This window comes from Mesorhizobium sp. M2A.F.Ca.ET.037.01.1.1, from assembly GCF_003998075.1.
Taxonomy (GTDB): Bacteria; Pseudomonadota; Alphaproteobacteria; order Rhizobiales; family Rhizobiaceae; genus Mesorhizobium.
In genome coordinates this window covers 1-13,988 of record NZ_RZSA01000039.1, presented here as the reverse complement: position 1 = coordinate 13,988, position 13,988 = coordinate 1, and the positions used below count along the sequence as shown (strand labels likewise).

At 57.3% G+C, this 13,988-nt stretch carries 12 protein-coding genes and 5 pseudogenes; 8 read left to right on the top strand and 9 right to left on the bottom strand.

The window, feature by feature from the left end:
- The first annotated feature begins 82 nt into the window (after positions 1–82).
- Both fdxB and EOA27_RS41910 read left to right on the top strand, forming a co-directional pair.
- Positions 83–400, top strand: a complete 318-nt coding sequence (gene fdxB, locus EOA27_RS03845) for a ferredoxin III, nif-specific (protein WP_189343318.1) — start codon at positions 83–85, stop codon at positions 398–400.
- Between the two features lie 72 nt (positions 401–472).
- Positions 473–550: pseudogene (locus EOA27_RS41910) on the top strand (hypothetical protein); the annotation flags it as partial.
- Positions 551–586: 36 nt separating this feature from the next.
- On the opposite strand, the pseudogene EOA27_RS03835 reads toward EOA27_RS41910, so the two are convergent.
- Positions 587–1,259, bottom strand: a pseudogene (locus EOA27_RS03835) (transposase); the annotation flags it as partial.
- 26 nt (positions 1,260–1,285) lie between these two features.
- On the opposite strand from EOA27_RS03835, the pseudogene EOA27_RS03830 reads away from it, so the two are divergent.
- Positions 1,286–1,399 (top strand): annotated as a pseudogene (locus tag EOA27_RS03830) (aminocyclopropane-1-carboxylate deaminase/D-cysteine desulfhydrase family protein); the annotation flags it as partial.
- A 401-nt stretch (positions 1,400–1,800) separates the two neighbouring features.
- On the opposite strand, the gene EOA27_RS03825 reads toward EOA27_RS03830, so the two are convergent.
- Together EOA27_RS03825 and EOA27_RS03820 are read right to left on the bottom strand one after the other, a co-directional pair.
- Complete coding sequence (locus tag EOA27_RS03825) at positions 1,801–2,529, bottom strand: SDR family oxidoreductase (protein ID WP_126080609.1); 729 nt, start codon at positions 2,527–2,529, stop codon at positions 1,801–1,803.
- Between the two features lie 432 nt (positions 2,530–2,961).
- On the bottom strand, positions 2,962–4,062 hold the full coding sequence (locus tag EOA27_RS03820) for a redoxin domain-containing protein (protein WP_348526306.1): 1,101 nt from the start codon (positions 4,060–4,062) through the stop codon (positions 2,962–2,964).
- Here EOA27_RS03820 and EOA27_RS40465 point away from each other — a divergent pair.
- From EOA27_RS40465 to EOA27_RS40460, 3 genes and pseudogenes are all read left to right on the top strand, one after another.
- A complete protein-coding gene (locus EOA27_RS40465; RefSeq protein ID WP_189353850.1) occupies positions 4,046–4,318 on the top strand; it encodes a hypothetical protein in 273 nt (90 codons plus the stop codon). The two genes, EOA27_RS03820 and EOA27_RS40465, sit on opposite strands and share 17 nt — an antisense overlap.
- Positions 4,319–4,513: 195 nt before the next feature.
- Positions 4,514–4,956 (top strand): annotated as a pseudogene (locus EOA27_RS03815) (transposase); the annotation flags it as partial.
- Positions 4,951–5,341: pseudogene (locus tag EOA27_RS40460) on the top strand (ATP-binding protein); the annotation flags it as partial. The pseudogenes EOA27_RS03815 and EOA27_RS40460, both read left to right, overlap by 6 nt.
- 114 nt (positions 5,342–5,455) lie before the next feature.
- Here EOA27_RS40460 and EOA27_RS03810 read toward each other — a convergent pair.
- The 6 genes from EOA27_RS03810 to EOA27_RS03785 all read right to left on the bottom strand — a co-directional run bounded on the left by EOA27_RS03810 (position 5,456) and on the right by EOA27_RS03785 (position 12,319).
- Positions 5,456–6,061: an SET domain-containing protein-lysine N-methyltransferase gene (locus EOA27_RS03810; protein ID WP_127255505.1), complete on the bottom strand. Its 606-nt coding sequence runs from the start codon at positions 6,059–6,061 to the stop codon at positions 5,456–5,458.
- 592 nt (positions 6,062–6,653) lie between these two features.
- Entirely contained in the window at positions 6,654–7,649 is a 996-nt protein-coding gene (locus tag EOA27_RS03805; protein ID WP_126080612.1) for a 2-oxoglutarate and iron-dependent oxygenase domain-containing protein, read from the bottom strand.
- Positions 7,650–7,810: 161 nt separating this feature from the next.
- Complete coding sequence (locus EOA27_RS03800) at positions 7,811–8,518, bottom strand: class I SAM-dependent methyltransferase (protein WP_126080613.1); 708 nt, start codon at positions 8,516–8,518, stop codon at positions 7,811–7,813.
- A 702-nt stretch (positions 8,519–9,220) separates the two neighbouring features.
- Complete coding sequence (locus EOA27_RS03795; protein ID WP_164762826.1) at positions 9,221–10,252, bottom strand: GlxA family transcriptional regulator; 1,032 nt, start codon at positions 10,250–10,252, stop codon at positions 9,221–9,223.
- 84 nt (positions 10,253–10,336) lie between these two features.
- The gene (locus tag EOA27_RS03790; protein ID WP_126080615.1) at positions 10,337–11,029 is read right to left on the bottom strand and encodes a B12-binding domain-containing protein; all 693 of its coding nucleotides are present in this window, start codon (positions 11,027–11,029) and stop codon (positions 10,337–10,339) included.
- A 381-nt stretch (positions 11,030–11,410) separates the two neighbouring features.
- Positions 11,411–12,319, bottom strand: coding sequence for a LysR substrate-binding domain-containing protein (locus EOA27_RS03785; RefSeq protein ID WP_126080616.1), 909 nt, complete (start codon positions 12,317–12,319; stop codon positions 11,411–11,413).
- 240 nt (positions 12,320–12,559) lie between these two features.
- Between EOA27_RS03785 and EOA27_RS03780 the strand changes: the two genes are divergently transcribed.
- Both EOA27_RS03780 and EOA27_RS03775 read left to right on the top strand, forming a co-directional pair.
- Entirely contained in the window at positions 12,560–13,804 is a 1,245-nt protein-coding gene (locus EOA27_RS03780) for an FAD-binding oxidoreductase (protein WP_245459658.1), read from the top strand.
- A 17-nt stretch (positions 13,805–13,821) separates the two neighbouring features.
- Positions 13,822–13,988, top strand: a 167-nt coding sequence (locus EOA27_RS03775; protein WP_189561952.1) for a dihydrodipicolinate synthase family protein, incomplete at its 3' end; no start/stop codon positions are given.

Here is a 13,988-nt window from a genome sequence, read left to right as displayed (position 1 = left end):
AGGAAGTCGCCGAGAAAACCCAAGCCGTTTATGCCGAGTTGGATGTTGCCAAGAGAGAACTCGCTTCAATGAAGAATTTAGGATGATGCGCACATTCACCACCCGTGACGGCTCCATTTGGATGCCGTCGTACCTGACCTCCATCGATAGCAAGACCTGCATCGGCTGCTGCCGTTGTTTCAAGGTCTGCTCGCGCGATGTGATGCATCTTCACGGCGTTGATGATGCGGGTGAAATCCTCGGCCCCTGCGATGACGAGGACGACGATTTCGACGGCAAGCTCAATCGCATGATCATGGTTGTCGAAGATGCCGGCCGCTGCATAGGCTGCGGAGCCTGCGGCCGCGTCTGCCCCAAGAACTGCCAGACGCATGTTGCGGCCGACCAGCTCGCAACATGATCTGGCGAAAACCAGGAGAACGGCGTTGCACTTCATCTTTTTGTCGGCTCGTGGGGCTGGTCCTGTGCAGCAATGCGTCGATGGTTTACTTCGCTTTGGATTCTCCGTGTGGCAGTCGTCACGACGCTGGCCTGTTCGCTGCTGCTTCAGGCCGGCTACTTCGGCCGCGTGCTCTTTCTGAGCTGGTCATGCGGCTTGGCGCAAAGCAAGCTTCTTGTGCTCGCGCAGGTCATCCATGTTGATGTAGCGGTTGGCCTCCATCCAGTTTTCGTTGGTTTCGACGGCCAGCGCCCTGACCAGGCGCAGGCAGCTTTCGGCGTTCGGGAAGATGCGCACGACATAGGTGCGCCGGCGGATTTCCTCGTTGAGGCGTTCCAGCATGTTGGTGGACTTCAGGTGCTTGTGGTGCTGGCGCGGCAGGCAAAAGAAGGTCAGCGTGCATTCGATGGTCTCCTCTCCCCAGCTCGTCAGTCGCGGATAGCGGCCCGACCATTTGGCAAGCCATGCGGCGAGATCGGCCTTGGCCTCGGCGAGATCGCGCGGTCGTAGAGCCAGCGCAACTCCTGCAGGCAATCATCGCCACGATTTCTCGGCAGGTGATCGAGCGCGTTCCTGAGGCACGTAGCAGCGCTGCCAGGCGGGCTTCGGGGATCACCCCGCCGATCGCCGCCACCAGGCTGGCATGATCGTCGGACACGACCAGTTCGACGCCCCTGAGCCCGCGCGCCTTCAGCGCGACGAGGAAATCCCTCCAGGCCGAGCGGCTTTCGCGATTAGCCATCTCGACGGCCAAGATCTGGCGCCGGCCGTCCCAATCGATGCCGACAGCGATCAGCACCGCCTGGCTCATGACGACGCCGCCCGACGCGATCGCGCCAGATGCCCGATACGCTCGTCACAACCGGTGGCGTGCAGTCCAACCATACGCGCATGGTCGCTGCGGTCGCCGCCAAGACCGGCATGAGATGCCTCCTGGTCCAGGAGAGCTGGGTCCCACATGGACATCCGCGCCTGGTTCAGCCCTAGCGGTGAAGGCATGGCAGCAAGCTCAGCGCCGCTAAACAACACATCGCCAAGGCATGCGAACATTGCATGCTCTCTCGCTCGAACACGCCGCGGCGGGGGCGCTCGTCTCCACGTAGAAGGACCAGATTTGCCATCGAGCCTTCTCCTGTTCACGGCAAATTTCACCCTAAATGCACCGCCGCCTCGGAGATTGGCCCCAGCAGATGTCCGTAGGCAATCATTCTCTGACGTTGCCGAGCGGCGGAACTGGGCGCCATATTCCTTTACCATCAGACGGACCCGGTTCTCGACGTCGCGGCTGATAGCGACAAGGCAGGTGCCAGCGGGAGGATGGCGTTCCAGCGGCCCGCCCCAGTTCGAAATACGACTAACCGTCACGGAAGACTTAACTTGGCAGTTCGGCCACCGTCTACGACAAAAATCTGGCCGGTGACGAATGCAGCTTCGTCGGAGGCAATCCATGCGACCATGGCGGCAACTTCCTCAACGCGGCCTGTTCGGCCCAACGGATGAATGGTACCAAGCCGTTCCAGTGCCTTCTCGGGCAAAGCGGCGACGAAATCGACATTGAGATCCGTATCGATCCAACCAGGCGCTACGCCATTGCAGCGCACCCCGTCTTGCCCGCCGTCCACCGCTACGGCGCGTGTAAGGCCATGCAGCCCAGCCTTCGAGGCACAATATGCCGCGTGCCCTGGGTTAGAGGCCAATCCCTCTATCGAGCCAACATTGACGATTGAGCCACGGCTTCTGCGAAGATGAGGCATGGCGCGACGGATCAGCAGGAAAGGAGCATCAAGATTCAGCGCCATTGTGCGTCGCCACTCGTCAAGCCCGGTATCATCTACCCTTGCTTCAACCATGCACCCAGCGTTGTTGACCAGGATATCGAGGCGGCCAGCCTGTCGAACGACATGGTCAATTACCATGTTCGGAACGCCGGGGTCGCAAAGGTCCGCGACTATCCCTTCTCTATGACCGGTCGCCTCGAGCTGAACCGCAAATACTCTGGCCCCGTCGCTGGCAAGTCTGTCGGCGATTGCCGCCCCAATGCCGCGGCTAGCCCCGGTCACTAAGGCGACCTTCCCCATAAAACGCTTCATTCGGCTGCCCTTTCGCCATTCACCGTTACAAGCATGCCGACGCGAGACGCACGCGCAGGCCGGTTTAATCCGGACACCTTCTCCCGCGTGGTCAAGGCCTACTCCACCCCGTCGGCGATGCGACCATTAAGCGGCCGCAAGATGAATAGGCGTCTCTGACTCCGAAGGCCCAACCTGATGGCCGTGCGCGACGCACGAGCCCGGTCCGGCGCCGCGATTCGTTGCTCTTAGTCGATTTGAACTGAAATGCGAGCATCTGCGCTGACGCTTCTTTCTTCGTTAGGTGCCCGGGCTTTGTCCCATACCACCATGATTTCATGGGTTTCAAAGGCATCCTCAGAACATGTTTAGTAACACCCTGTATATTGATGCCAATTCAGCTGCGATGGACCCATATGCCTGAACGAATTGGCCCGTAAGCCCTTCTTGCTATCAAACCCTTTTATGCTTTCTCCTCGGCCCGCCCTGCGATCGTGCCTTCAGGACATTGCTTTGCGGAGCCGCACAGAGGGCGCCGTAATAAACCTCCTCACCCTTGTAGTTGGCTAAGGCCTGCAGCAAGTTCGGTAGAAGGTGTTGTTTCAGCTCGTCCAGCATAGGGTCCGCACTGTCCAGCGATTTCAGTGCGAACTCGATTAGCTCAATCGCACGATCTTGGTTGCCGCTCTCGTGATAGTATCGAGCCACCGCCGGATAAGTCCGGAACTTGTGGCCGTCGCCTTGGAGTGGATTGCGTGCCAGGATATGCTCGGCCAACTCTTTGCCGAGCGCGAAGCGCTCATGAGACGGAAAGTGCGAGTGGTCGTGCGCCGGACCGAAAAGTTGGTCTAATGTTGCCAGCAGCCAATGCTCGGAGTTCCTTTCGATCGCGTCGCGAGCCAATTGGCGTATGACAGGCAACCCGGCCGGCATGTCTTGCATTCTGTGAAGCAATACATGCGCCTGAGCCAAGCGGAAGTTGATGTCGTCGGGCATCAAGGCGCTGCCCTCTTCGACTGCTGAGAGTGCCGTCTCCCAGTCCTCTTTTCTCACTGCGGCCCAAAATCTCCTATTAATTGACTTGGTCAACGCTTGTTCGCGCTCGGCGATCCGCTTCGAGTCGACTTTCGATGCGTCGCTGGTGCGCCAGCGGCCGTTGAGCACTCTCGCCAAGACCTCGTTAAGTCGAGTAGCGTGACCGATATAGGCGATACGACCGTCTGCATCGATTACAAACAAGATCGGAAATTCGCCAGAAAAGCTTGCTTCCATCCAACGCTTTTTCATTTGGCCCGTATGGTCGAACGCGATCGGAAAATTCAGGTTCGAGCACTTTTCGGTCAACCACGCGTCCAGCTTGACCCGCGCCTCAACCGTCGATAGCGCGCCTTCATGAGCCGCGACCACGATGACCTCGAGCCCACTGTGCTTGAACCTTTCCTGCATCTGCATCAGATGGTGCATCGCCGCCGCACATGGTTCACTCCCAGTTGCCCAAAATTCGACGACGTATACTTTGCCGGGCTGGAAATGTGCGATGGGCTCGCCGCGCACCCAAGTCTCCACATTGATCGAAGGAGCCGGCGACCCCATCTGCAAAACCATATTGCTCTCCAACGCCATCCCAAAGCTGCGCGGCTTTATGGCAAGCTGTTCCCTGAGAGACGGTGCACCGAGTCGACTGAAAGGAGGCCTCTATCGTCAGGCGGGCTTCGATGCAGTCAGCCGTCAATCAGTTTTGCCGCATTTCAACCAGCAAAGGCCGTGCCAGCGCGCTGAACGCCCGCTGACGGCATTAATTTACCTTTGAAAACATCCATGTGTAATGATGCGGACATTTTTGTCAGGTGTTTGTTTCGAATCCGCCATTTTGTCAGTTGCTGTCGGTCTGGGCGTTTAGAGTCCTCGCGCCAGACTGCGATGGGGCAGCAGCACCTGAATACAGACCTGCCACTGAGAATTTCCTCCATCTGAGACTAGAGTCAGGGTCCTTGATTACGGACTGATGAAGACAAAGCGATTTACGGAAGAGCAGATCATCGCGGTTATGCGCGAGCATGAAGAGGGTGCGAAGGCTGGCGATCTTGCCCGCAAGCACGGGATCTCCGAGGCGACGCTGTATAGCTGGAAGGCCAAGTATGGCGGGATGGACGTCTCCGACGCCAAGCGCCTGAGGCCTTGGAAGACGAGAACGCCAAGCTAAAGAAGCTGCTCGCCGACGCTCGAAGCCTCGGCAGTGCGCGAGCTTCTGTCGAAAAAAGTTAGGACCCGCCGCCAAGCGCGAATCCGTAGCGCATCTGCAGGCCGTCATGGGCCTATCGGAGCGTCGGGCCTGTCCTTCGTCGGCGCCGATCGCAAGATGATTGATACCAGTCTGGCCGACCGCCAGAGACACAGCTGCGTGGTCGGCTGCGCGACCTCACGCACGAGCGTCGACGCTTCGGTTACCTGCCCGTCGTCCACGGTGGCGGCAATCTGTTCTTCCAACTCGCAAACGCCCGCTACGAGAAGGGCGCAATGATTGTTACCTCAAATCGCGGCTTCGCCGAATGGGGCGAGGTCTTCGGCGACCCTCGTCGCAACCGCACTTCTCGATCGCCTGCTTCACCATGCGGTCGTCGTCCAGATCGAAGGATCGAGTTATCGGCTCCGCCAGCACGCCGAGCTCATGCCAGAACACTTGCGATCAAAAGCCTCCATCACATTGCCGACATTAAATTCACCATCGCGACCGCGCGGCCGGCCACCGAAAAATGGACACCCCCACCGGGACAGCCTGAGCGGCGAAACTGGGGAATTTTACTTCGGCACTTTTGGGGACGAGTGGCATTGACAGGTGACGCGCAGGGGATTGCACAGATTGTGCGCACACGTTGGTTCAAGGCAGTTCATCTGAAGTCCGCTACTGGCCAGAGGCCGCGCACGCTCACCGCGGCGCGCAACACTGTCAGGGCGGCACTGCCAACGAGCAGGTCATCCGACGCATGTTGCGTTCCCTGGGGCTAAGCAACCCTATCTCTCTCTTGGAAGGTGCCTTGGGTTTTCTTGAGGTACGGTGCGTAAAAACCCGATACGAGCAGAGGATGATCGCGAGGCAATGTGGAGAAGCCTCCGGCTGAGCCTCGGCAATTTCTAGACGAACAAAGACATACCGATACCCAATGCACTCGAATTCCGATGTAGCGTAGTTCCACGTCACTTCGGCGCCAGAAGAGATATGCTGAATGGCGACGAAGTCGTAGGCCCCGAAGCGATTGGGCACAATCGCTAAGTTTGGATCACAACAATGATTCACAATGACAGCCGGCTTATGAAAGAGAGCATGGACATTCCAGTCCAGTTGAAAGGAGTTTGTCGTTCGAACCGTTTCCATACGGTCAATTAGCCCGATGACGACAATTTCCCCCGGCAGGAAGTCGCGAGCAGCGAATACCCCGCGCCCCCTTTCTCCTCCCGTGCTGAGGATTTTTACGTTGCGGGCATTGAGCTGCTTTGCGCACGCGACGTCATCCGTCAAAATAGACAGATCTTGGTTTATGTGAGTATCAGACATACTGTTTCTTTCGCCTGCTCGATTGAGGGATGAGTACTTTTCGCCAGAGGTCGCTTGGAATTTCGCTGTTTTCGGAACGTCCTCCTAAAATCCCGATGGTTCCAAGTAATTTACGAAGTTGGGGGCTTGTCCATGTTTTGCGCCTTAGGTCCCAGTCAGCGGCGCCTACTGTCTCTCCCAGGAAACACTCAAAAATCGTGCCGATTCACCCGCCCGGCAGCCGAGGATTTTGATTTCTCTCGGCTATTTGACTGAGGCTAACGAAGAGATTGCCTATCACGCGTGTGTAGCGAATCCGACAGACCAGCAGGCGAAGTGGTGACAACGCGTCTGCAAGCGAGCAGTTTATCCTGCTGCGGATGGTGCGCGTGACACGCCAGCCGGGGGTCCAGGTCTCGAAAGCGTTAGCATACCGCAGGAAGTGGCTGCAAAACCCCTGTTGCCGCCAGATGCCGCGCACATTGAGTTTCAAAGGCGCGGTCAAGGGACTAATGCGTGACAATACTGTCCCACCTATGGCGTTTTCTGAGTTCGACTGGGCCGCTTCGACCCCGCAGTGTATTGTCACGCGAGTAGGCGGCGGCCCGCTCTCTCATGCTTTGGCCAAATGAGCATAACTTGCTGCGAAACGCCCGAGTTTGTGTTCGCCGCAAGTCACCGGCCGGTAGCGCAGAGGGTTGCTGTCAGTGACACATGAGGCCAATGGCTCAATGATCGCATCGAAATCAGCATCGATAAAGAAGGGGATTGAGTATCGCTCACGCCCTGAGCTATTCACTACGCGATGTAGGTTGGCCAGATAGACACCGTTGGTGAGCCGCTGAAGCAGGTCCCCGACGTTGATTATGAAAGTACCGTGGATCGGCGTGCCTTGTACCCAATCGCCGTCTCGGTTCATGACCTGAAGACCGCCGACGTCGTCCTGTGCAAGGATGGTCAAATTGCCGTAGTCGGTGTGGGCGCCGATTCCGATCATGTCTTCGCTGATATAACCACTCTGCGGCGGGTAGTGAAGCAGCCGCTGAATGCTGATCGGGTTCCGCATGAGGTCCTCGAAATAGCTTTCCGCCAGGTCCAGACTGAGCGCAATTCCCTGCAAAAGTTTTTTCGATAGGCCCACCATCTCTTGATGGTATCTGTATGTCAGCTCCCGAAACTCGGGCCAACCTGAGGGCCACTGGTTAGGACCAAAAAAGGGACCTTCTAAGGTCGAACGTTCAGGTCCGAAGTCGAAGCACTCCTTGAGGTCTTTGGTCTTGCCCGGATCGGTGTTCTCGCCGAACAGCTCAATGTAACCGCGAAAGGCCGAATCGGAATTGCCAATATGCAGTGACGACTTCTGCGACAATGGCAAATTAAAAAACCTGCGGCTCACATCAAACACCGATTGTATGAAATCCTGCGGGACTCCGTGGTTCTTCACATACATGAATCCAGTATTGGAAAGCGCCCACCGTATCTCCCTGGCCACCACCTGTTTGTTCGTACCGTTGAGGAGCGGTCCGATGTCGACCACCGGTATTTTGTCAAAGCTTTCGCGTTTTGCGCGCAGCTTATCGTCTAGTCTGGCTACTAAACCTTTGGACATTAGTACACCTTTGTTTTGCCGATTGAAGCCGACGCATAGCTGCCGGCCATTTGGATTTATCGTGACGCGAAGTAGTACTGAAACGCGCCACCGTGCTGGAAATACCCCTACTCGTCTTTAGGTCATCCACAACAGGGTTTCGCTCCCGAGGCAGAGCATGATCACAACCCCTGTCGCTCTGCCGCGCTGACCTTCTCGGGCACTTGAAAGACCCAATAGTCCGCACGCTCCTCGGCCACGTATCTGCCGTTGCTTAGACACTGCGCCAGTAAAAGAACGCCCTCATCCTGCAGACGCCGCGCTTCGTCCTCGAAGAATGCGGCCTCGGCGTAGCTCTTGCGGATGCTTGTGATGATGAATCCTTTCGGGCGCGTGACGCGAGCCAGCTCGCGCAGCCCGTCTGGTCTAACGTGCCCAAGTGTAAAGACACCGCAGCAAACCGTGATATCATAGCCCGCGTCGGCGTACTCAGAGAGTACTCCGTTAAGGTCGACACAGTCTTGGACATGACGGTAGACTCGGGTTTGCCGCGCCTTTTCGGCCATCTCTTTGGAAAGATCGAACCCATCGATCAGCCCGAAGCCGAGGCGTTCCAGTTGCACGCCGACAAGGCCTGTTCCGCAGCCAGCATCCAGGATTGTGATGGCAGTTCGCTCGCTGCTCAAATAGGCTGCCTGCACGGTGCCCGCTAGTTCCGCCACGATCATCGGGCCGTAGTACCCCTCGGAGCCAACATCCACATCGTAGGCCCCAGCCCATCCCCGATAGAATTGGGTTAGGCGATCGGCGTCGCCCTCGAGTACGAGGGCGTCCCTGATGCGCTGTCGTGCGACTTGTTCCAGTGTCGTCTGCTGATCGACGGTATTCATGGCAACTCCTCTGATAGGCATAATCGGAAGCGGCTATTCGGCTCCTGATGCCAACTCTCAAATGTGAGAATCAAAGCTCGTGCCAATTGGCCAAAAGCCCGAAGAAAAGCAATTTTGATGAATTCTGCTATCAGGCTGAGGCACAACAACACAACATTGCTCCAACGAAGCCTGTCCGCAAACAACAAAGCCGACAAAGTGTCGGGTTGTGAACTTGCGACCCAGCGTACAGCACTGCCCGCGAACTCATGAAAATCCCGCGCGCCTCCTACGTTGTCAGCTCTATCAATTCCAGTGGCCTGCTATGTGGTGGGTCCGGAATGAGCTGGTACGGGTTGATCAGCCCGGTGCTCGATTGCCATTGGCAATGCAGATGCGGTCGAAGATTTGCGGCCGAAGGAGGCGTCCGCTGGGACTATCGCCGTTTTGGGGCAGGTCAGGATTGCCCTGGCGCTGGAGTCAGTGATGAGGCGCTAAGCTGGGCTTTGGATGGTGTCCTCTCGGACAGCCCAGGACGTCATCCAGCGGCAGACGACGATGGCTTCTTCGGTCGACGTCAGGCACGGTGCTCTTCGACGCCTCGGCTCCCATCGGAGCATCGGCCCGATCGCGTTGAGCGCGAAAGCCAGGCTGCCGAGGTGCTTGCCAATTGATGGCACGTGGGTTTTGCGGGGCTCGTAAGGGGGCGTCACCGAGTATGGGTCAGCCGCGACAGGTACTGGGGTTGGCGCCGAAGGCTTCGCGGAAGCACTTCGAAAAATGTGAGGCCGACACGAAACCACAGGCGACCGCGATCTCAATAATCGGCAACTCTGTTTGTGCAATGAGACGCTTCGCGCGGCTAAGTCTCAAATGCAGGTAAAAGCGCATGGGAGACAACGAAACCGATCGCTGGAAGAGCCGTTCAATCTGACGCTGTGAGCGGCCGACACATCTTGCGATGTCGCGTAAGGGCAGCGGGTCCTCAATATGCTCCTCCATAATGCGAATCACTTCGGCGACCGGCTTGCAGATGCCGGCTTCGCCGCCATTCATGGTCCATTGTCTATCAGAGGCAGGGCGCCAATACCCGGCAGTCGTATGTCGGCAGACGGTCAACGCAATGTCTCTGCCGAGGCGTTCGCTGATCAGCTCCATAACGAGGTCGAACGACGCAAATTCTCCTGCGCAAGTGAGGAGGTGACTATCACGAACGAATAGCCGGTCAGTGACCTGAAGCCGGCCAAATTTTTCAGAGAAAGCGGCTCTCTTGTCCCAATGGATTGTGCACGCGGTGCCGTCCAGCAACCCGCTGTCCGCCAACAGCCATGTCGCCGTACCCAACGCTGTGATTGGAACACCATGCCGCTTGCAAAGCCGAAGAATCTTGCTGAGAGCAGCAGACGTCTGCCTTTCGACCCGTTCGCCTGCACAGACAATGACCATGTTCGTACCTTTGCCAGCCGGAACGCATTCGCCGGTGCTAGCGAAGTCGCTGCCGACCGACAGGACGAACCCGCTGGCGCATTCAACCGGCTGGCCATCCAGGCTTGCAATCGTCCACTCGAAGAATGATCGACCGGACACAGAATTCGCGATGCGAAGGGGATCTACAAATGACGAAAGGCTGAGTAGCGAAAATCCGGGAAGTGCCAGGATAACCAGTCGGTATACGTCCTGCGTGTCGATCACCTGCCGGCTGGGGTTCCATCCCACGATCCGCGAATGATCTCCTGTTGAAAATGGCGCATTCATAAGGTCATACATCCTGGTTGATGGTGATCAACATCGAGCGGCCGCAAACGACACCGGCGCCTTCAGGGTTGGCACCGCAGCCATTCAACTACGGGTGTTATGCTTGCGCTTCATGAAGTCCTTGGCGGTCTCGACAGCCACCGCCGCGTCGCGGCAATAGGCATCGGCGCCGACGGCCTTGCCGAATTCCTCGTTCAGCGGCGCACCGCCGACCAGCACGACATAGTCGTCGCGAATGCCCTTTTCCTTCATCGTGTCGATGACGACCTTCATGTAGGGCATGGTGGTGGTCAGCAGCGCCGACATGCCGACAATATCAGGTTTATGCTCTTCAATCGCCGCCATATACTTCTCGACCGCATTGTTGATGCCGAGGTCGATGACGTCGAAGCCGGCGCCTTCCATCATCATGCCGACGAGGTTCTTGCCAATGTCGTGGATGTCGCCCTTGACGGTGCCGATCACCATCTTGCCCTGCTTTGGCGCGCCGGTGGCGATAAGCAGCGGGCGCAGGATGAACATGCCGGCCTTCATCGCATTGGCCGACAGCAGCACTTCCGGAACAAACAGGATACCGTCGCGAAAATCCTCGCCGACGATGCGCATGCCTTCGACCAGCGCCTCGGTGAGCACCTTGTAGGGCGCCCATCCGCGCTCCAGCAGGATGGCCGTGCCTTCCTCAATTTCTTCCTTCAGCCCGTCATAAAGGTCGTCGTGCATCTGCTGCACGAGTTCCTCGTCGGACAGCTCGGAAAGGATGATCTCTTCGTCAGCCATGTTGGTTCACCTGATGCTCAATTCAAAGGAGGTCGGCGCCCCATCTCGATGGGGCACCGATCAGGCTTCCGGTTCGAAGCCTTGGGAGTTGATTTTCAGGCTGCCAGCCACTATTCCCGCAGGTGAATCTGGGAACCGGAAGACTGGCCTGTGCGGCGCCGGATTGCGGGAATATCAGTGTCCATCATCGCGTCACCCTCAGCGGAATGACCCGCATCCCGCGTCAAACATCAGTGGCCCGGCCGTCCAATAGGGGCGGACCCTAGCTTAATCTCGCGCTGATGATAGGCGCCGGCAATTGTCCTGAGAATGCGCAAAAGCTTTCGCTTGTCTTAAATCCAGTTTATATCCAGAGGCGGATAGGGTGAGGGGCAATTCAGGTCACGGGCGGAGTTCTTCAGACTGGACGAGAAACCAGTCAACCAAAATCTTGCATCTCTTGTTCTTGCTGGCATCCTCGCTGGCCAACAGAAAGAAGGCCCTGTCGGTCTGGATTTGGGTTGGCAATGGCTTGACCAGGAGGCGGTTGTCGAGCAACTGCTGGGCGGTAAGGGACCACCCCAATGCTATTCCTTCACCAGCCAGAGCCGCTTGAAGCGTTAGCTGGTAGTCATTGAACACGATATTGGGCTTGATGTCGCTGGCATCGCCGCCTGCCAACTCGACCCATTCGGGCCAATCCAGGCGCTTGCGAAAAGCATCGGACGAATGAATCAGTTGATGGTGGATCAGATCTTCGACGGCTTGGGGAGCGGGGTGCGACAGAAGATATGCCGGTGAGCAGACGGGAAAGATGATCTCGTCGCAAACGAACCAGCTGTTGGCCCTTTCAAAATTCCGGGGCCGCACCCAAACCGTCACGTCGATCTCATGATCTGGCTCGACATCGCGGTCGGTGGCGACCACCTTGATCCTGACGTCCGGATGCTCTTCCTGGAAATGATAGAGTTGAGGCGCGAGCCAATGTGCCGCCAGAGATGTCGAAGCTGCGAAAGTTATGTACTTCGTTCCGCGATCAGTGATGGTCTCAAGCCGCTGTTCCAGACGGCGGAAGCTGTTGCGCACCTCATCGTAGAGCTGCCTGCCGGGCTCGGTCAGCTGCACTCCCCGATTGTCTCGGACAAAGAGTGCCGTCCCGCAATGCTTTTCGAACATTTTGATCGAATGCGAGATACTTGGCTGCGTCACGTTGAGTTCGCTGGCCGCGTTCTTGAAACTCAGCGTTCGGGCCGCCGCTTCGAAGACGAAAAGCGAATGCGTCGATGGGACAAGATTGCGAAGCTTGGACATGAAGCAGGTCTATATCAGACCGCATATTTTCCGTCTACGAGACGAACGACACATCGTTTATTCGAAACAGGAACAAGCCAGAGCGAGCGGTGCACTACCCACCGGCCGCCTTCACCGAGCGAGTTGGCAGTGAACTCTTTGAATCAAACAAAGACAAGAGAGCGTATTGTCGTCCAAGCACCGCATCCGGAGCCAACAGTCTCAGGGTGGTACCGCACGTCGGGACCGGAGCTACCCTTAGTGCCGCAGCAAGGCGATGTCACATGCGATTGCCTGGTCATTGGCGGCGGCTGGATGGGGCTTCACGCGGCCCGCCGATTTGCCGAACTCAACCCCCAGTCTTCGGTAATCCTCGTCGACGCCGGACGTATCGGGGACAATGCATCGGGGCGGTGCATGGGCTTCGTCATCGATCTCGCGCACAATCCCCGAAAACGCGACTTCGTTGAAGACATTAGGGGAAACAAGGAAGAGCTGTACGTCAACCTTGAGGGCATCGCCTACATTCGAACCGCCGTCGAGGAGCATGGGGTAGACTGTGATTGGGACCCGCAGGGGAAATACCACAGCGCGGCCACGTCTCACGGCGTTGCCGATCTACACCGCTTTTCGGAGGCGCTCGATAAGCTTGGACAGAAGTACAGCTGGGTTGAAGCCCCTGAAATTCAGTCGATCACCGGCAGTAAGCACTACGTCAAAGCTTTGCATCACCCTGGCACGATTCTGGTCCAGCCTGCGAAGTATCTCAAGAACGCCGTAAACAGCCTCCCCGAGAACGTTACCATCCATGAAAACACCGCCATTGTGGCGGTCCAGTTCGGTGCGCCGAAGCACATCTGCGAGACGCCTGCTGGAACAATCAGGGCTTCGAAGGTCATCATCTGCGCATCGGGTTATCTGACGAGATTTGGCTTCTTCGAAAACCGAGCCATACCACTCTACACGTTCGCGAGCATGACCAGACAGCTCACTGAGAGCGAGCTTTCCAACGTGGGCAACAAGCGAACATATGGGCTTATTCCGGCCGATAGCTTTGGGACGACGGTGCGACGTACTATAGACAACCGTCTTTTCCTTAGAAACGTTTACTCGTATGCGACTAATTTCAAAACAACCAAACAAGATGTCCTTAGGGCGCGGACCCAGCAGCAGGTAGCATTTGACCGCCGATGGCCCGGGCTTTCGTCAATCGGCTTTGAGGCCAGCTGGGGTGGTCTGCTTACGCTCGCGCAAAATGGCGGCATGGTCTTCGGCGAGTTGGCGCACGACGTCTATGGTGCCGCCTTCTGTAATGGAACCGGCGTCGCTCGAGGGGCTGCCTTTGGCAAGGCTGTCGCCGAACTGGCCACGGGGCAATCTTCGGCTGTGATCGATATCCTGAAGACGCGGGCCGCTCCGAGCAGGACTTATCCGAGACTTGTCACATCAATGGGCGTCCGGTTCGTGACCGCTCTTCGTTTCAGGCAGGCAGGCGCGGAAGTCTAGCAATAAGAGGAACGGCAATGGCGGACCTGAAGGGCATCAATCTTGCAATGCAGACACCGTTCGAACCTACCGGTGCGATCGATTACGGCCTCTTCGAAGAGTTGATCGAAAAATACGTATCGGCGGGAGTTCACGGCTTGGTTCTTGGGGCAGGTACAGGCCAGCACCCTTACCTGACCGAGTC

Excerpts from the sequence above, each read along its gene's own strand:
- EOA27_RS03810 (WP_127255505.1), bottom strand. The coding sequence starts at position 6,061 with ATGTCTGATACTCACATAAACCAAGATCTGTCTATTTTGACGGATGAC.
- EOA27_RS40465 (WP_189353850.1), top strand. The coding sequence starts at position 4,046 with ATGGGCTCGCCGCGCACCCAAGTCTCCACATTGATCGAAGGAGCCGGC.
- EOA27_RS03790 (WP_126080615.1), bottom strand. The coding sequence starts at position 11,029 with ATGGCTGACGAAGAGATCATCCTTTCCGAGCTGTCCGACGAGGAACTC.
- EOA27_RS03805 (WP_126080612.1), bottom strand. The coding sequence starts at position 7,649 with ATGTCCAAAGGTTTAGTAGCCAGACTAGACGATAAGCTGCGCGCAAAA.
- EOA27_RS03800 (WP_126080613.1), bottom strand. The coding sequence starts at position 8,518 with ATGAATACCGTCGATCAGCAGACGACACTGGAACAAGTCGCACGACAG.
- EOA27_RS03795 (WP_164762826.1), bottom strand. The coding sequence starts at position 10,252 with ATGAATGCGCCATTTTCAACAGGAGATCATTCGCGGATCGTGGGATGG.
- EOA27_RS03785 (WP_126080616.1), bottom strand. The coding sequence starts at position 12,319 with ATGTCCAAGCTTCGCAATCTTGTCCCATCGACGCATTCGCTTTTCGTC.
- fdxB (WP_189343318.1), top strand. The coding sequence starts at position 83 with ATGATGCGCACATTCACCACCCGTGACGGCTCCATTTGGATGCCGTCG.
- EOA27_RS03825 (WP_126080609.1), bottom strand. The coding sequence starts at position 2,529 with ATGAAGCGTTTTATGGGGAAGGTCGCCTTAGTGACCGGGGCTAGCCGC.